The following is a 17,767-nucleotide window of genomic DNA, read 5'->3' on the forward strand; positions in this document are numbered from 1 at the left end:
AATTCTGCAATCACATGATCTTTTTGTTCAATTTGACTTTGTAAGTGATTCAAAACACCAAGTAATGCTTCGGGTTTTGAGTAATCAACTTGTGGTGTTGCTACTTTTTTCAAAAGCCGTTCACATTTGATAAAGTATTGACGTGCTTCATGCCCCTCATCATTACGCTCTATCATCGAAAGGTGTTTAGCCATGTCGAGCGTGAGATAGTATTCTTTCATTTTTCCACCCCGGTAAAAATTTACCGCGGTTATAAAGTCTATATTTTCTCGAAAGTTACATTCTTTAATACGATTTTTAATCCAGTCTGCAAACTTTGATGTAATTTCTAAAAACGCGTGTAAATCACGCGCATTAACTGTTTGAACAGTCTCTTGATCAATAACTTGTTCTTTAATTTCTATAAGAGTGTTCATAATGAACTCCTTATCGTTAGATGTTTGTTAATGACACTCTAAAAAAGAGTGCCGGGCGCTAACAAATACGGCGATAAGTCCGTCGTTACACTTTCCCCGCAAGGGTATTGTATAATGTAACCACACCCGACAAAATCACTATATGCTACAAAGCATGTGATGAGTCAAAGTTTTTAAATTTCGGCGGGAAGAGATTATTTCGGTAATCTATCCGCTTATCGTTGGGTGTTTGTTAGGCACCTGATTCGACAATAGACATATTGTCAAGAGGTGACTTCATATTTTTTAAAATAATTATAGATTGTATAGTGTGTATATAAGTACACATTAAATTCGTTATTTATCAATGGCTTATGTGTACAATGTACAGTCGATTTGCAAATTCTGTTGCTAGCGATAGTTCGCGCTAGCCTGCCCCGCAACGAAGCCAACCCGCTGGGAAGTACCTTTTGCATTGATTTTATTGGTTTTTTTATGGAAATAACAAAGTGCAAGTGATAATTTGTTTTTAAAATTGTCATAAGAACATGTAATGTATAAACCAATAAGGATATGTAATATAGAGATAGAGCTTGGAAACATGATCTAGCCTCTTTTATTGGCAGCGTATTCTTGACGAGCAAGTTGTCTCTGTATGTTTTTGGTTAGTCTTTCACTGGCATATTGTGCGATAGCATTTGCAATTTCTGGCTTAGACATAACTTTAGCAATTGATGGTTCTTCTTGTTTTGCAATAGGGAATTGGTCTCCATCATCTCTTTGAAACACATTCCCTCCCATTTTTAAATCAACTCGCTTAGGAAAACTTCCTCCCTTAATAAAACCATGGGGCAAGATTTGTTTTTTCCCAAACAATTTGTAAGTTACACCGCGTTTTGTTTCTTTTGCCTTAAAAAATTTAAGAGGGATCGGTGTTCCAGAACCAGTGATATCTGTCTCGAGAAATTTTGCTGTAGCTTTTTCTTTAATATAAACGCCTTTTTTAACGCGCTTTGGTTGGGCTGATGAGATGTCAGCAACTTGCTTTTCAGTAAATCGTTCTACTTGTTTTGCTGCGGTGTTGACAGCATTACGCAAAGCCCAATTAAGGCGAGGTGCTTGAAGATTGGTAAAGGTATCTTTTACTTGTTGAAGATACCATCCTTGATGGATAATTAATTTCAACTTTTATGCTTTTTAGCAGGAGGTGTTGATGGCTTGGAAACTTTTTTAGGTGTTTCGGTCTGTTGAAGTGAAGTTTCTTCTGCTCTTAGTTTAGAAGATGTTTGTACAACTTCTTTTTCGATTGGCTTAGTCTGTTCAATTACCTTTTCAGATTTTGCTGTTGTTTTACTTTCAACAAAGGGTTTTACGGCATTGGCGCGTTTGAGGCGTGGTAGACTTGATTGGAAACCTCCACAAATGGATTACTTGAAGTTGATGGTTCAAAACGAATAGTGCTTTTATTATCGCCAACAACACACATTGGTTTGGTGATGATTGCTTTCATCTTGACTCCTTTTGAGGTAATTAATTAATGACATCATTGGTCAATTAATGGCTTTTGATGTATGCAAAATAGATAAGCCAATTTTATCAATAAAAACAGTAATTTAAACTGCTTTTAAAGCTTAATATTTTATCAAATTTTAGAGGATATTTTTGAATTTTAGATACAATACGACTAGTGCCGTACTGCCACTAAATACGATTTTTCACGTATTGTCAACAGAAAAATCTAAATATTGTATATTTTTTCATTTTTTTGATCAAAACTTAGTATTTTAAAAGTCAATCTTTAATTTTATACAAATAACAACATTTATGTTGTATTTAAACATTTTAGATGTTATATTATATTTATGAACAGTCAAGAATTAAAAAGATATCTTACAAAACATGGTTGCAGTTTTACTTCAGGGAAAGGCGGCCATTTGCTTGTAAAACGTGGTTCTAAAAAATCCGTTTTACCTATGCATGGTACGCGGAAAGAATTAGGAACGGGATTAGTTCAAAAGATTCTTAAAGATCTTGACCTAAGGTAAGTCTGAATATGGAGATGTAAATGAAATATGCACTTAAATTTATCAAAGATGACAATGATACTCTTCTTGTCGTTTCCAAAGACTTTCAAGAATTTATTACCTATGGTAACGACGAAAAAGAGGCTTTGGAACACGCAAAAAATGCCCTTTTAACAGTTATTATGGGGCGTTTCCAAGATCGAGAAGTTGTTCCTTTTGGGGCTCGTGATACTGCCTATCCTTTTGTTGAAGTATCTTCATTGGTCACTTTAAAAATTGCAATACATAACGCTATGGTTGAAAAGAATTTACGCAAAGCTGATCTTACGCGTCTTTTAAAACTCAATCCAATACAAATTGACCGATTATTGGATTTTAACCACGCAACAAAATTAGACTCTTTAGAATCCACTCTTATTACTCTTGGCAAAGAAGTTACCATTAGTATCCAAGATGCCGCTTGAAACTTATTGGTTTTGCGTAAAATGTTTATGGAGCGCATTAAGAGCAACATACAGCGAACTAACAAGATATGATAGTGATTGATCTTCGATAACAAGATATTGTAATGCGGCATGAAGATTATATTGATGGTAAAAACATTGCGCTTCTTTGATAACCCCTTTCATTTCTTCATAACAATGAGTTACTCTTTCAATCCACCGTTGTTGTGCCTCTTCATTTGATGAAGGAGTAAAATCATCATAAATTGCATTAGGCAACCCTTTTTCACAGAGGTAATTATTTCTCACTTCAAGATATTTTTGTGCAGCGTCATATTGATCTTGATTGAGATTTCCTTTTAAGTAAAGCCGCCCGATATAGGTACCGGAAAGCGGATTTTTTGCCTCTTCTGTGGTCAAACAGAAGCGTTTGGCACGCATTTCTATTGCCAATTTATCAATGGGGGCACGAGGCATTTTTGTCCGTGAGATACGCCCATTGGGTTCTCTGATACATCCTTCAATGCGTGGGCGACCACGTTTTGCTCGTTTTTTTCTTTTTGTCATATTTTTTCAATCAGAATGGTATGCTGTCATTAAGAGATGCACTATAATTGGAGGCACCAGAGGCGATAGCATAATTTTGAGAAGTTACGGGTGAGGGAAGAGATTGCTCTTTCTTTGCATCAAGCAACTGCAATTCACCTTTGTATTGTGACAAGACAATCTCTGTTGTGAAGCGGTCAATACCATTTTTATCTTGCCATTTACGGGTTTGTAATTTGCCTTCTACATAAACTTTTGAACCTTTGTTTAAGTATTGAAGAGCGATTTTTGCCAAATGTGGATTAAAAACCACCGCGGAATGCCCATCCTGAGGGAGAAGTTGTGCATGATGAAAATGGCAATGTCCTCTATAAAAATGGAAACTATTTAAAACCAGAAGAAGAACAGCATTTACAAAAAGGCTCTGATGGCGAGGTTCATATGTTTTATAATGGTATTTTTACCTCACCCGATGATGCCGCGCGTTATGCCGTCCAGTTTGCTGACAATGATCATGATCATCTGTATTTTACTATTTCCCCCAAGCTAAAGACTGGGAAGTGGAGATAGGGATAGCGGTTTTTCAGAAGCTTCTGGAAGGTAAACTTTTTTTGGATTGACCAATTCGACCAAGAAGTTTCAGAATACAATGTCTCTCTATGGCAATGACGGATTACATATTGATGCACACAGCCGTCGTAGCTTAACAGTAGGCAATGGAATGCGTGACTTTGAAGAGCATGGCATCCACGGTATATCCCAAAAAACAGATATCTATCTTTATGGACCAGCGGATCATGCTCGATCGATAGCGAATGCACACTATTATGTGAGTGATGGCAAGAAAGATCATATTTATTTACAAAACCATATATTTGATCCCAATGGTACAGGAATTGGTCATAATCTACCGACAGCTTATAAGGTACCCTTGAAGTTCCCCTATATATTATCTCCACCAGCAATTGCAATAAGAGAGCAAGTGGGAGCGCTACGCGACTTTAAACCTAGCACCCATAATTGTTATGGTATGCAGGGAAAAAATGCTAAGATACCTATGGAACACCTCATAATGCAACAATTTATGCATCTCATGCGATTTTAGATAATTTAGGTTTAGGTTATTTATGGAGGAAAAAATGAATACATTGTTTAAATTATTGAGTGGGCTGATTCTGTTAAGTATAACTGGATGTGACATATCAAATATCGATAAACCTTCTCTAGAAGAAGTATACGTGTGGTTGAAGCCAAGAGCAGACTTTACTGAGATAGGAAAAGCCCTGTTAGAATGTGGTATGCCGAGTCTTATTGATCAGGATTCCGTGATAGATACGGTGGTCCATATTGGTGCTACAATTATAAAGACCTCTCCATTTGCCAGCCTAGTGCTGTTATTCCGAAGCGAAGTGTCAAGAAGCGCTTAAACAGCCCTTATTGTAAAAGGTATAAAAACGCGGATGAATGCGTACCTTAAGTCTTGCTGTTGATGAAAAACACAATCCCCACATTCATGTATCCCCATGCTTGTGCGGGATTGTTCCTTCAACAAACCATCTAACACTGTATGTGAAACAATATGACATAGGGAATACACTCAGTAATCCTGTTACTTGCATTAAAAAATGTGATTTTTGATTTTGCACTTCATAAGCTTCGTGTGAAAATGAAAAGCCTTGTCCATATGAGTAGAAAGAAAAGTAATGAGGAGCAAGAACTTACACAAACAGAACGACAGCTTCTTCACGAGATGATAGAAACCTATCAAGGCTTAAAGATGATGTCACGTATTGTGAAGTGGTTAGCCTTTATTGTCTTTATGTTTGTAATTGATTTATCCCGTTTCATGGACGCATTAGGGAATAGCTTCTCACATTTAAAAAAATGGATAGCTAAAAGTTAGAGAAAACCTATGTTTGATATACCACATAGAATTAGATTTTTAAAAACTCATAATGGAGATTCAAGCTTAGAACAAGACTGCCTCTTAACATCAACAATGAATCGTCAATGGCAAAAAATTTTTAATAATCTTCTCATAGTTAGCTATCATCATCAGAAAAAAAATAAAGTAAAAAATCCAGATATTAGTTTTCAGAAGGATGTGATTGATTTTTCTGATGATGACGCAATTGAACAACGTATTGCGTTGATTAATTATTATTTGTCTGATTTCTTCAAGGAGGATTTTGATGATTGCTATATTGCAAAACGCTATAGTTCCGGTAGTTTTAACGATTTTTATTTCGTGGCAAAAGTAAACGGTTTTAGTTTTCCACTTCATTTAGGAAACAAGAAATACCGTAAGGTTTTTCATTCTAAAATTATCCAAACCTCTCCTTAAAAAGGAGTTCTGATTCGCAATAACAATAATTGAGGAAAGCTTGAAAAAGATTTGTTAGAATCAGAAGGAATATTTCTTCTCTAACAGGACCTTTTATATGGTTACATCTTTTGGTAAAATTTTACGTAAACTTCGCGCTGATCACTCAGAACGTCTCTTAGATATGTCTAAGAAATTAGACGTATCTGTATCATTTTTATCTTCTGTAGAAATTGGCAAAAAATCTGTACCTGTTGGTATGGAAGAAAAGATCATAGAGCTTTATGGTTTAGATCAAAAGGAAGCATTACTTTTAAGAAAAGAAGCCTATGCATGTCGAAAGAGTTTTACAATAAAGCCTTCTGATTCATGCAGATGTGAAATTGTTGGCATGTTTGTTAGAAACTTAGAAAATTTTTCACAACAAGACTTAACAAAATTTAAAAAATTGTTAGAGAAATTCGATAAAAAAAGCAGGCGTCCTATAGAGACATGTTGCAAACCCTATTCCCTTAACTTTATTCGGGTATCCCTTACCTCTTAAAACATAAGTAAAATGAATATCTTATATAGAAGGAAAAGAAGAATGGTACGCCCAAGGGGAATCGAACCCCTGTTTCCGCCGTGAAAGGGCGATGTCCTAACCGCTAGACGATGGGCGCAAACCAATGATGAGGCTTATAGAGAGGATCTTTTTACTTCGCAAGCCCTTAGGGGCATTTTTTTTGAAAAAAGTGTGTTTTATTGAATAATTTTTTATGTGACTTTTGTTTGGATCGTTTTATTTTCTAAGTTTTTTGTAGAAAAAATACAGAGTTATCATGATGAATAGAAAATTTTACTGCGAATATCATATTGAGTGAATGATATTTGTTGTTTATTTTCAGTTTGAGGCATAGATAAAAATGATCATAACAGCATTTTAAAGATATTTATTTTTGCATATTTTATTCATCTTTGTTTCATGCTTATACATGTAAATATTCTTTAACTTGCTTGCGTGAGACCTTATATAGGAAGGCTACTTATTTGAGCTTATCATAAAGCAAAGCCATATAATTTATGAAGGAGAAAGCCAATATTTATGAGCTAGTTAATAAATAAAATATACGAATCACATAAAAAGTTTTCTTTATATTTTACAAATTGTTTTTCTTAACTTTATTTTTACATGGCTGTAAAAAAAATAAAGGCTTTTTATTTGTTCTCTCACATCTTTAGAAAGTTTTTTATTTGAAAGTGAGTCAGCACAGATACAGATAAAGGAGATTTATTGAGGTTCTTGTCATTTCAATTCGTTCGTTTTTCAAAATAGTGCCAATAAGTTGAGATAAAATATTCGAATTTTGCAAATTTATTCTCAATATTTATAATATTTCAGAGTTATGCTGTACACACATGAGTTTTTGCTTTTTACTTTTGTAAGGTTTTGTTTTGATATATGAGAGCGTTAAGATTTTTGTATTAAAGAATGACTTTAAGCTATATAATGGAGGAAAGAATGTGGTATTATGTATTAATCTACTTTATTTTGTCCATTCTCTTTACGTATCATATGAAAGAATGTTTTTTGTTTAATACTTGTTAATTTAGAAGAGTTGTGTTTTTGTTTTTTACTAAGTTTTCAGTATTCTTTTTTTAAAATAAGGAAATTTTAAAAGGAAACTTGCATTTATCCGTTTTGCAGATTTTCATTTTGAATTAAATTTTTTATAAAGGTTATGAAATCTTTGAAAAAATAAATAAAAGAAAATAAATATTTGTATTTTTAGGGATTTTGATTGAACAAGCGGGGATAATTCTATTAGAAAAAATAGAGTGAAAAGAGCAGGGGGATTTCTTTTGTCCTGAGGGATATAAGCATTCTTTGTGTCGAAGGCACATCGTTTAAACGATTTTTCAATAAAGATAGGGATCAGTGGTTAGATAATGGCAGAAACTTTAAAAGTTGGCGTTGCAGGACTTGGTACGGTTGGTACTTCAGTTGTTCGAGCTCTAAGCGAAAAAGTAAATAGTTTAGCTTGTCAATGTGGACGATTCATCCAAGTTGTTGCTGTTAGTGCGCGCGATAAAGGCCGTAATCGTGGAATTGATCTCAGTAATATAAGATGGTTTGATTCACCTATGGAGATGGCTTCCTCTGATGAGATCGATGTTTTTGTCGAGTTAATTGGTGGTGAATTGGATATTGTGTATACTGCTGTTAAGAGGGCACTTGAGGCAGGACATCATGTTGTGACAGCCAATAAAGCTCTTCTTGCTCGACATGGAGTAGAACTGGCTATAATTGCAGAACAAAAAGGTGTTTTTCTTCATTTTGAAGCAGCTGTCGCAGGGGGAATCCCTGTTATTAAAGCGATGAGAGAATCACTTGTCGGTAATCACATATCGCGGATTTATGGTATTCTCAATGGAACCTGTAATTATATATTAACACGCATGTTTACAGAAGGTCTTTCATTCAGAGAGTGTTTAGCAGATGCACAGAGACTGGGTTATGCTGAAGCAGATCCAACTTTTGATATTCAGGGAAATGATACGGCTCATAAATTAGCTTTGTTGACAAGTTTGGCATTTGGAACGGCTGTTTCGTTAGATGATGTTTATGTTGAAGGAATTCATAATATTTCGCAAATTGATATTCGGGCGGCTGATGAATTGGGGTATCGAATTAAGCTTTTAGGGGTTGCTTTAAAAACGGATTCCGGAATAGAGCAACGCGTTCACCCGACAATGGTCCCAACATCTTCAATGATTGCACAGATCAATGGTGTAACCAATGCTCTTTCTATTCAAAGTGATTTATTAGGTGAATTACTGTTTTCTGGTCCTGGCGCTGGAGGAATGGCAACAGCATCAGCTGTTATTGGTGATTTAGCTGATATAGCAAAAGCAAGTTCTGGTTTTCACTATGCACCTGTTTTAAGACGTCCAGCTTTAGAGCTTACTCCTCATAAAAAAGCACGCATTTCAAATCATGCAGGGGGCTATTTTATACGTTTAAATGTTCATGATCGTGCTGGTGTTTTTGCCGCGGTTGCAAGACATATGGCTGATAATCACATTTCATTAGAGTCGATTGTTCAAAGACCTTTTGTAGAAAATCAGATTGAAAAAACGATTATTTTAATCACGCATGAAACAACAGAAGTAAATGTACGACAGGCACTTGCAGAAATTGAAAAAGATGGACATCTTGTTGCAAAATCTCAATTCATTCGTATTGAACGTATGGCAGAGAATTGATAACCTATTTTGATAAGACAAGCTGGAATACTTTTATCTCTTGTGAAAAGTTTTCATCTTTGCCAAAAGCTTATTCTTAGAGCTTAATTAAGGACTCATATTTTTCCTGGTATTTATTCGGTAGGATTTTTTCATATGCTCACAACTCAGAAGATTTCAAATGGACTTGATCGTATTTTGACTCTTGAATTGGTACGTGTCACTGAACGTGCTGCTGTTGCTGCTGCGCGCTGGCGCGGACGTGGCGATGAAAAGGCTGCGGATCAAGCTGCTGTAGATGCAATGCGGCGGGAACTTAATCGATTGCCTATTGAGGGTACAGTGGTGATTGGTGAAGGTGAGCGGGATGAAGCACCTATGCTTTATATTGGAGAAAAAGTAGGTCTTCAAAATGGACTGGCGATCGATATTGCGCTTGATCCACTGGAAGGAACGACACTTTGTGCTAAAAATCTTGCCAATTCTTTGGCAGTGGTTGCCATTGCTGAAAAGGGGAACCTCCTTTATGCTCCTGATGTTTATATGAACAAAATTGCTATTGGTCCTGGTTATCCAAAGGGAGTGGTGGATATAGATGCTTGTCCTACCGATAATATTCACGCTCTTGCAAAGGCTAAAGGAGTGGCTGTTGATCAGATTACTGTTTGTATTATGGATAGACCTCGTCATGAAAAATTGATTGATCAAGTGCGAGCGACAGGAGCGTCGATTCGCTTGATTGGTGATGGAGATGTTGCTGCTGTTATTGATACAACTGATCCAGAAGAAACAGGTATTGATCTCTATATGGGGATTGGTGGAGCTCCAGAGGGTGTTTTAGCGTCTGCTGCTTTACGCTGCATTGGAGGACAGATGCAAGGTCGTCTGTTGTTTGATACAGAAGAGAAAATTGCTCGTGCAGCCAAAATGGGGATTAGTGATCCTAATAAAGTTTATACAATGGAAGAAATGGCAAAAGGTGATGTTTTGTTCTCAGCGACAGGGGTGACAGATGGTAATATGCTTTCTGGTGTTAAATTCACGCCTCGCTATATTCAAACGGAAACTCTTGTAATGCGTTCCCATACGGGCACAGTTCGTAATATTAAAACACAGCATAGAGACGATTCGAAATTTGATTAAGTATTTTCTTTCTTGTCATCCTTAGAAAAATAGAGAGATTATTTTTAGTGTGTACACTTCCATGAAGGTCGATATATCTTCATGGAAGCCTTTATAGATATGGGAATATCGACTTATTATGAAAGCTGGACAGAATAAACCCAGCCATTTTTATCTTCTATATTCCCTTTTTGAAGATTAACTAATTGTGTGCGAAGTTGCTTTGTGACTTCTCCAACTGTTTCATTTCCGATAATAAATTCTCCCCCTTTATATCTAAAACGGCCGATTGATGTGACAACGGCAGCTGTACCACAAGCAAAAACTTCTTTAAGGTGTCCACTCTTTGCATCTTCTTGAAGCGATGCAAAAGAATAAGGACGCTCTTCTATCTTTAATCCCATTTGTTGAGCCAACTGTAAAATTGAATGACGTGTTATTCCCGGAAGGATCGTTCCATTAAGGGGAGGGGTTAGGAGTGTATTATTGTCCATAATGAAACAGACATTCATACCCCCAAGTTCTTCAATCCATTTCTGTTCAACCATATCAAGGAAGAGCACTTGGCTACAATTGTTTTCAGTTGCAGTTTTTTGTGCGAGTAAGCTTGCTGCATAGTTTCCACCACATTTGGCAGCACCTGTTCCTCCTGGACCGGCTCGACTATACTCTGTTTCAATCCAGACGCTGACAGGTTTTTCTTCTCCTTTAAAATAGGATTCAACTGGAGAGGCTATGATACAAAAAAGATATTCTTGAGAAGGGCGAACACCCAAAAAGGTTTCATTGCCAAACATAAATGGACGAATATAGAGACTCGCGTTGGGATGATCAGAAACCCACTTTTGATCAATTTTGACGAGTTGATGAACGGCATCCAGAAAAATATCTTTTGGTAATTCTGGCATGGCTAACCGTTTTCCTGACTCTATAAATCTTTGTGCATTGGCATCAGGACGGAAGAGCAAGATGCGTCCATCTTTTGCACGATATGCTTTTAAACCTTCAAAAATTTCCTGTCCATAATGCAAGACAGTACTTGCGGGGTTAATTTCTAAAGTTTTGTATTGAGAAATAGCGGCGTTATGCCAGCCTTTGTCTTCTGTCCATTGAATAGTACACATATGATCTGTAAAAAATTGACCAAAACCAGGATTTCTTAGAATTTCTTCACGTTTTTCTTCTGACAAAGGTGACGGGTGCTTTTCTATTTTAAAGGGAAATGACGATAGGGGAGATTTCATAAGAAAAACCTTTTGAGAATGTTTTATTTTTTATTAATAAAAATAATGAGATATTTTGATTATAACTCTATTATTAGCAAATCCTTTGTGTCAATGTTTTATTGTAGAACTCAAAGAGTTTTATTATAGAACTCAAAGGCTGTGGTCGATATTTTAATTCTATTCTCGGCTCTTTTTTCCATCTTTATGAAGGTATCTGGAACCTTTATCTCTCTTTATCGTTTTCTCAAAATAAGTATCTGCATCATTTCATATATGCATATTTTCTAGAAATTTAAAGGTAAGGGAATCGAGAAAAGGAAATCCACTATGATTGATAAAAATTATCACACATATGAAGAACGTATGGCTGAAGAAAGAAAAGATCGTGAACAGCGTGTTTCAATTGCTAAAGGTATTTTTGCTATTCTTCTCGCGCTGTTTATTATCTGGTTTATTTTTGGTTTTTTAGGATCTTTTTTTGCAAAATCTCCTGAACATAGTTCACATTATAATACACCAGAAACAAACCAGAGCATAACAACGCCCCAAAAAGATTTAAATTCATCCCCTCCTGTACCTTATACCTATAAGAGTACGCAGTGATTTTTTTGTAAACATAATCTTTTAAATAAAGCGAAAACTGACGAAGATTAAAAAATAAAGTCAGCGTAAATACATCAGCGAAAAAGATTGAGAATGATTCCAATTTCTGAAGTTTTCGATAAATCTCATTCGATGCTATTGAACTAAATCATGTAACGGTTTTAACAACCGTTACATGATTGGTTTAACGCGTGATGAAGCAACTTCCACCAGAATTTTTAATAGTTTCACAAAGGATTATGGCTTCATTACGGTTCTGCGTTTGAATACGAACACGGTAATAGGTTCCTTTTCCTGATATAAAAGCCGGCTGAATATTTAAAGGACGGGACCCGATAATGAATCCAAATTTAGATTTCATCTTTTTCAAAGAATCTCTAGCTAACTCATGCGTTGGTTGAGAGGAAAGTTGTACATAATAACCCTCTGAATTTTGTGGTGCAACTCTGTTTGGTGATGTGGGACGAGTGGCGGTGTGCGTTTCGACTTCTGCATTTCTCTCTGCATGAGATGGAATTGGGATAAATTTTTCTTCAATACTGGCATTAGAAGTATTTTCAGCGATTATTTTATCAATATTATTTTTGAGATCATGATCACTTTCTTGGTCGTTTCTCTCGGAATCATGCGAAGAAACAACGGATGCTCCTTGAAACTCGTCAGGAATTTGATCAATGGTTTCTGCAGATTGAGCAGCAGGTTTGCTCTCTGTTTGATGCGCGGGAGCGAGTGTCACTGTACCATCTTGATTGACAATAACGGTTTGTACTTCTCGCGTTGGAATAGTATGATTGATGGCTTGTGTGACGGCATCTTCAACATCAGATTCAGTTGAAGAAGATGATGAAAAGTTTGGAGATTCTTCTGAGTTTAATTCCTCTAAATTTTCAGGTTGTTCAGAGTTATCAATAAGAAATTGTTGTGTATTTTCTTGTTTCTCATTTTGTCCAGTTGTTTGTTTATAGACATCTAAATTATGAGCAACATCGTTTTTTGTTTCAGTTGTTTCTGGTTTGAATTTAAAAGGTGTATTATCAGCGTGGATAATGACCGCTTCTTTATCTTTCTGTGATGGCATAAAAAAATGAGAATAACCAGCAAACCCCACGGCTATTAAAATAAGAAGAAAAATACCTTTGATGAAAATTTTACCCAAAATAGGACTTTTTAAGGGAGGAGGCGCTGAGGGATGCGCGAGGATTTCATCTGAGTTTGTGTAGGGTGAATTCTCACTAAAAGAGGGAGAATTATATTCCATATTGGCAGCAGAAAAATAGTCAGCATTCTGTTCTTTAGAGTTTATATACCCCCCTTCTTTTGAACTCTGCATAGCTTGATGAAAAATTTCATTGAAAGATTCACTTTTCGGTTGTTTTTGAGAAAAATCATCTTTTGGAACATTGCCTACATTGAGCACATCCGCAAATTCTTCTTCCAGGACACCTGTTGGTACATCGTATTCTGGGGCTTCATATGGGACTTCTGGAACCATAATAGGACCAGTTTTTTCTACGATTTCTTCGGAAAACTTATAAGTATCAACATTGGGAGGGGGAGTATCTCTGTGTGTATAGTTATGGGCAAAAAAGCTCTCTGTTTGTTTTGTATTAAGAGGTTCTGATGAGGAAAGAAACGCATCTAAATTATTTTGGTTATATGAAATTTCTCTGTTTGGGTTAGAGACATTTTCAGCCTTATTGATGTATGGGGTTTGAGCCTCATTATATGTTGGAACTTTTTCGCTATACGTTTCTTGTTGTGAGGGATTTTCTTCAAAAAAATAGGGATAATTGATTGTATGATGTTCTTGTAAAGATTCCTTTAAATAAGATTGTCTGTCAACGTGTGTAGAATCCAAAGGAGAAGAGAAGTCATTTGTTGTTTGATTTTTTGGCGTGTTTTGTTTTTCCGACACAAGGTCGGAAGATGAGAAAAACTCATTTGTTTTTGAAGAAGAGGAGACATCCGTATAATCTTCTTGAGTCCAATTTTCTTGGTTTGCTGAAATTTTATAGGGATGGTTTATGGAAGGATCATAGAAGTTTTGATTGTCATCATAAGTTTTTTGTATATTCGAAGTCTCAGGCTGTTGTGAAGTTGTTTGTGAAAAACAATTGGTTCTTTCAACAGTCTCTGTCTCATCTCTTTCATTTTCGCGTTTTTCAGATTCATGAGAAAAGAAATTTTCTGATTCTGATTGTGAGATAAAATTCTTTTTTTCAAAAAAAGGATGAGTGCGTGTTGCTGTTTTTTTCTGTTGAGACAACTGATTCTTTTGGATTGGTAATGGAGAAAGCGCGTCTAAAATTTGTTCTTCATCATGACTGGTCGGTGAAGAATATTTTTCTTCAGATAAATTATTTTGTTTTGAATGGTTGAAAGAACCAGTTTGTGCAATATCTGAGGCTGTTGCGTTGCTGGTTGCATGCAAGTTCCATTGTTTTTTTTGATCATCAAACGGTAAGTCGTATGTTAAATTGTTTTCAAGTTCTTCTTCTAGGAAGGACAAATCAAAATCATCAGAAGATGATGTTTTGGAATGAGATGTCGAGCGATCTGTCTCTAAAGAAGAGTGCTCATTTTGGTTTCCGCTTTGTTTGGTTGGATTAAAAATGCGCGTAAGTCTTTCTAAAGGATCATGGTGTTCATGATCTTGTTTTATTTCGTGCGGATTTTTGCGATCGTTATCGCTCATAGCTTTTCTCACATAATGATTTGCACTGACGTGCAATCAATGGTTAGTTTTGGTTTGTTATATTTTAAAATTACAAATTTTCCCCCTCTCATGCAAGGATACATGAAAAAGTTTACCAATAAAGTACCTATTGTATGTATTTATAGAACTTTTTCAACGCATTTCTATGGGGGCTTCGACTCCTATGATGCTAAGTCCTGATGATAAAATATTGATAACAGCTTGTATCAAGCCCAATCTTGCAAAGGATAACTCTTTATCATTAGGCTGAATAAAGCGTAAATTGAGATTTTCGCTCCCTTTATTCCAATGGGTGTGAAAGCAGGAGGCAAGATCATAAAGATAAAATGCTAATCGATGGGGTTCTTTATGAATGACCGCTTGTTCAATGATACGCGGATATTCAGAAAGTTTGCGTATTAATAATATTTCATTGTCATCTGTTAGTCGATGAAGATGGAGAATCAATGTGTCCTTTGAAAAGCTTTCAATATGAAGCACTTCTTGTGCTTGACGAAAGACTGAGTGACAACGTGCATTTGCATATTGTACGTAAAAGATGGGGTTATCTTTTGATTGTTCTGTTACTTTTGCAAAATCAAAATCAAGAGGCGCTTCACATTTGCGGTATAGCATCATAAAACGCACTGGATCACGACCAACTTCCTCGACAACATCTCTTAGAGTGACAAATGATCCTGCTCTTTTTGACATGCGTACAGGTTGACCATTACGAAAGAGTTTTACCAATTGACATAAGAAAACACTTAATTTGGCTTTATCTCCAGAAATTGCTTTTGCCATGGCTTCTAGCCGCTTTATATAGCCAGCATGGTCTGCGCCTAGGATATAAATCATTTCATCAAAATGACGATTAAATTTATCCCGAAAATAAGCAACATCAGCAGCAAAATAAGTGTAAGAACCATCAGATTTAATCAAAACACGGTCTTGGTCATCACCAACATTTGTTGAACGAAACAAAGTTTGTTCGCTTGGTTCCCAATCTTCTATATTTTGTCCTTTGGGAGGGGGAAGCTTTCCTTTGTAGATATAACCATTTAAAGTGAGGTCGTTAATGGTGTTACGAATAGCACGGGCATTATCTGCGTAAAGCATTCGCTCAGAGAAAAAGATATCATGATAAATATTAAGAGTTGCCAAATCTTCGCGAATCATGGACATCATTGCCTGAATCGCCCGTTCTTTCACGATAGATAAGGCTTCATCTTTATCCATGGTGAGGAGTTGGTCACCAAACTCTTGAGCCAACGATCGACCTAATGGTATCAAGTACTCTCCAGGATAGAGCCCCTCTGGAATTTCATTAATTTTTTGTCCAAGAGCTTCACGATAGCGCAACAGTACGGAGTGAGCGAGAACTTCGATTTGTTGACCAGCATCATTGATATAATATTCTTTCGTGATGTTATAGCCCGTAAATTGCAGCAAATTGGAGAGAACATCTCCCACCACAGCTCCGCGACAGTGCCCTACATGCATAGGACCCGTCGGATTTGCTGAGACATATTCAACATTGACGCGTTTTCCCTGTCCCATAGGCATGCGACCATAAGAAAGTCCTAATTCAAGCATGGACTTTATAGCATCTTGCCAAAATAATTTTGTAAGTTTGATGTTGATAAAACCAGGACCGGCAACATCAATATTCTCAATAGAGGAATCATTTTTAAGCAGTTCTATGATTTTATCGGCAAGAGCACGGGGCCCCATCCCAATAGATTTTGCAAGCACCATAGCAGCATTGGTTGATAAATGACCATGGGAGGAATCACGTGGGGGATCAACAGTGATTTTTGTTAAATCGAGATCTTCTCTATTTTTTCCTTTTATATCAGATAATTCAATTGATTTTTTAATTTTTTTTTCGAAGTTTTTAAAGATATTCATATTGAGCTTCCATGATGATGCTAAAAGCCATTAAACGAAATGATCTGTATGGTCAAATAAACGGTGATATTCACGTAAAGCATAGTGATCAGTCATCCCTGAAAGAAAGTCAGCAATCAGACGTGCTAACTCTTGATTTTTTAAGTGCACTGCTTTTTTGCACCAACTTTCAGGCATTGTATCTGGATTTTCATAATAACAATTGAATAATTTTTGTACAATGCATTTTGCTGCATTGCGACGACTAAGAACTTGTTCGTGGTAATAAAGATTTTTAAAAAGAAAGTTTTTTAATTCTTTTTCGTAAACGCTCATTAACGGTGAAAAGGTAACAATAGTTTGTTTTGCTTGGTAAATATCGCTTATGCTGGTTGGTTTGATATGTGCTAAGTTTTCTTGTGATTGTTTGATAACATCTTCAACCATGGTTGTTATTTGTCTTCGTACAAGTGTGTAACCGCATCGTGCTTGGTCGAGGTGGGGATGCTCATCTGTTATATCTTTTAATATTGCTGCTGTTAGTGAAACGTTTTCAAATTGATCGAGTGTTAAAAATTGTGACCGTAAACCATCATCAATATCATGGGCATTGTATGCGATATCATCTGCAATTGCGGCACATTGCGCTTCTAGTCCTGCAAAACAATCGAGTGCAAGATCATGCTTTGCATTGTATTGTAAAATATCGCTAGGAACCTCTTTATTTTTAGCATAAGAACCTAAAAGGGGACCATTATGCTTGACAAGTCCTTCGAGAGTTTCCCATGTAAGGTTCAGTCCATCAAAATTTGCATAGCGCTGTTCTAGTTTTGTAACAATGCGTAAAGCTTGTGCATTATGGTCGAAGCCACCATAATGAGCCATGACTTCATTGAGAGCCTCTTCTCCTGCATGACCAAAAGGCGTGTGTCCAAAGTCGTGAACAAGGGCAATGGCTTCGGCAAGATCTTCATCAACACATAGGGCACGGGCTAATGTTCGTGCAATTTGAGAAACCTCTATGGAATGGGTGAGGCGGGTACGATAATGGTCGCTTTCATCAGCAATAAACACTTGCGTTTTATGTTTAAGACGTCGAAATGCATTAGAGTGGATAATACGATCTCTATCTCGTTGAAAGGGTGAGCGTGTAGAGCCCATCGTTTCATGGAATAATCGACCACGGCTTGTTTGCGGATGAGCACTGTAGACGGCTCGAGATTGGTAATTGAAGTTGATCGTGCCTATATCCATTGCAAGCTGTCCATTATCATC

At 36.3% G+C, this 17,767-nt stretch carries 17 protein-coding genes, 1 tRNA gene and 3 pseudogenes; 11 read left to right on the forward strand and 10 right to left on the reverse strand.

The features are described 5' to 3' along the window. The 3 genes and pseudogenes from PVV70_RS01205 to PVV70_RS01215 all read right to left on the reverse strand — a co-directional run. On the reverse strand, positions 1 to 416 hold a 416-nt coding region (locus PVV70_RS01205), incomplete at its 3' end, for an antA/AntB antirepressor family protein (protein ID WP_273757609.1). A gap of 585 nt (positions 417 to 1,001) precedes the next feature. Beyond that, a complete protein-coding gene (locus tag PVV70_RS01210; RefSeq protein WP_273757610.1) occupies positions 1,002 to 1,580 on the reverse strand; it encodes a hypothetical protein in 579 nt (192 codons plus the stop codon). After that, positions 1,577 to 1,905 (reverse strand): annotated as a pseudogene (locus PVV70_RS01215) (hypothetical protein). The gene PVV70_RS01210 and the pseudogene PVV70_RS01215 overlap by 4 nt, the downstream one beginning before the upstream one ends. Positions 1,906 to 2,257: 352 nt before the next feature. Between PVV70_RS01215 and PVV70_RS01220 the strand changes: the two are divergent. Together PVV70_RS01220 and PVV70_RS01225 are read left to right on the forward strand one after the other, a co-directional pair. Further along, positions 2,258 to 2,440 carry a type II toxin-antitoxin system HicA family toxin gene (locus tag PVV70_RS01220; RefSeq protein ID WP_038473319.1) on the forward strand — a complete coding sequence of 61 codons (183 nt, stop codon included), beginning with the start codon at positions 2,258 to 2,260 and terminating at the stop codon, positions 2,438 to 2,440. 20 nt (positions 2,441 to 2,460) lie between these two features. Then, on the forward strand, positions 2,461 to 2,883 hold the full coding sequence (locus PVV70_RS01225; protein WP_273757611.1) for a type II toxin-antitoxin system HicB family antitoxin: 423 nt from the start codon (positions 2,461 to 2,463) through the stop codon (positions 2,881 to 2,883). Positions 2,884 to 2,886: 3 nt separating this feature from the next. Here PVV70_RS01225 and PVV70_RS01230 read toward each other — a convergent pair whose 3' ends face one another. Both PVV70_RS01230 and ssb read right to left on the reverse strand, forming a co-directional pair. Then, positions 2,887 to 3,429: a hypothetical protein gene (locus PVV70_RS01230; protein ID WP_273757612.1), complete on the reverse strand. Its 543-nt coding sequence runs from the start codon at positions 3,427 to 3,429 to the stop codon at positions 2,887 to 2,889. A 10-nt stretch (positions 3,430 to 3,439) separates the two neighbouring features. Beyond that, positions 3,440 to 3,730 (reverse strand): annotated as a pseudogene (ssb, locus tag PVV70_RS01235) (single-stranded DNA-binding protein); the annotation flags it as partial. 20 nt (positions 3,731 to 3,750) lie between these two features. On the opposite strand from ssb, the gene PVV70_RS01240 reads away from it, so the two are divergent. From PVV70_RS01240 to PVV70_RS01265, 6 genes and pseudogenes are all read left to right on the forward strand, one after another. Continuing rightward, complete coding sequence (locus PVV70_RS01240) at positions 3,751 to 3,978, forward strand: hypothetical protein (protein ID WP_273757613.1); 228 nt, start codon at positions 3,751 to 3,753, stop codon at positions 3,976 to 3,978. A gap of 46 nt (positions 3,979 to 4,024) precedes the next feature. Next, on the forward strand, positions 4,025 to 4,513 hold the full coding sequence (locus PVV70_RS01245; RefSeq protein ID WP_273757614.1) for a hypothetical protein: 489 nt from the start codon (positions 4,025 to 4,027) through the stop codon (positions 4,511 to 4,513). A 34-nt stretch (positions 4,514 to 4,547) separates the two neighbouring features. Further along, a pseudogene (locus PVV70_RS01250) lies at positions 4,548 to 4,885 on the forward strand (hypothetical protein). A gap of 207 nt (positions 4,886 to 5,092) precedes the next feature. Continuing rightward, a complete protein-coding gene (locus tag PVV70_RS01255; RefSeq protein ID WP_273757615.1) occupies positions 5,093 to 5,311 on the forward strand; it encodes a hypothetical protein in 219 nt (72 codons plus the stop codon). A 9-nt stretch (positions 5,312 to 5,320) separates the two neighbouring features. Further along, a complete protein-coding gene (locus PVV70_RS01260; protein WP_273757616.1) occupies positions 5,321 to 5,752 on the forward strand; it encodes a hypothetical protein in 432 nt (143 codons plus the stop codon). Between the two features lie 97 nt (positions 5,753 to 5,849). Further along, positions 5,850 to 6,275, forward strand: coding sequence for a helix-turn-helix domain-containing protein (locus PVV70_RS01265; protein WP_273757617.1), 426 nt, complete (start codon positions 5,850 to 5,852; stop codon positions 6,273 to 6,275). Positions 6,276 to 6,318: 43 nt separating this feature from the next. On the opposite strand, the gene PVV70_RS01270 is transcribed toward PVV70_RS01265, so the two are convergent. After that, a tRNA-Glu gene (locus PVV70_RS01270) sits at positions 6,319 to 6,393 on the reverse strand. 1,267 nt (positions 6,394 to 7,660) lie between these two features. Here PVV70_RS01270 and PVV70_RS01275 point away from each other — a divergent pair. Both PVV70_RS01275 and glpX read left to right on the forward strand, forming a co-directional pair. Then, positions 7,661 to 8,977, forward strand: coding sequence for a homoserine dehydrogenase (locus tag PVV70_RS01275; protein ID WP_273757618.1), 1,317 nt, complete (start codon positions 7,661 to 7,663; stop codon positions 8,975 to 8,977). 135 nt (positions 8,978 to 9,112) lie between these two features. Beyond that, positions 9,113 to 10,099, forward strand: a complete 987-nt coding sequence (gene glpX, locus PVV70_RS01280) for a class II fructose-bisphosphatase (protein ID WP_273757619.1) — start codon at positions 9,113 to 9,115, stop codon at positions 10,097 to 10,099. Between the two features lie 116 nt (positions 10,100 to 10,215). Here the strand turns inward: glpX and PVV70_RS01285 are convergent, their stop codons facing one another. Continuing rightward, positions 10,216 to 11,322, reverse strand: coding sequence for a branched-chain amino acid aminotransferase (locus PVV70_RS01285; RefSeq protein WP_273757620.1), 1,107 nt, complete (start codon positions 11,320 to 11,322; stop codon positions 10,216 to 10,218). A 309-nt stretch (positions 11,323 to 11,631) separates the two neighbouring features. Here PVV70_RS01285 and PVV70_RS01290 point away from each other — a divergent pair, with 309 nt between their 5' ends. Beyond that, entirely contained in the window at positions 11,632 to 11,907 is a 276-nt protein-coding gene (locus PVV70_RS01290) for a hypothetical protein (RefSeq protein WP_273757621.1), read from the forward strand. A 184-nt stretch (positions 11,908 to 12,091) separates the two neighbouring features. Here PVV70_RS01290 and PVV70_RS01295 read toward each other — a convergent pair whose 3' ends face one another. From PVV70_RS01295 to PVV70_RS01305, 3 genes are all read right to left on the reverse strand, one after another. After that, the gene (locus tag PVV70_RS01295) at positions 12,092 to 14,602 is read right to left on the reverse strand and encodes an SPOR domain-containing protein (RefSeq protein ID WP_273757622.1); all 2,511 of its coding nucleotides are present in this window, start codon (positions 14,600 to 14,602) and stop codon (positions 12,092 to 12,094) included. 153 nt (positions 14,603 to 14,755) lie between these two features. Next, positions 14,756 to 16,513, reverse strand: a complete 1,758-nt coding sequence (argS, locus tag PVV70_RS01300) for an arginine--tRNA ligase (protein ID WP_273757623.1) — start codon at positions 16,511 to 16,513, stop codon at positions 14,756 to 14,758. 30 nt (positions 16,514 to 16,543) lie between these two features. Further along, a complete protein-coding gene (locus PVV70_RS01305; RefSeq protein ID WP_273757624.1) occupies positions 16,544 to 17,746 on the reverse strand; it encodes a deoxyguanosinetriphosphate triphosphohydrolase in 1,203 nt (400 codons plus the stop codon). Positions 17,747 to 17,767 lie beyond the last annotated feature (21 nt).

The organism is Bartonella sp. AU55XJBT (assembly GCF_028618525.1).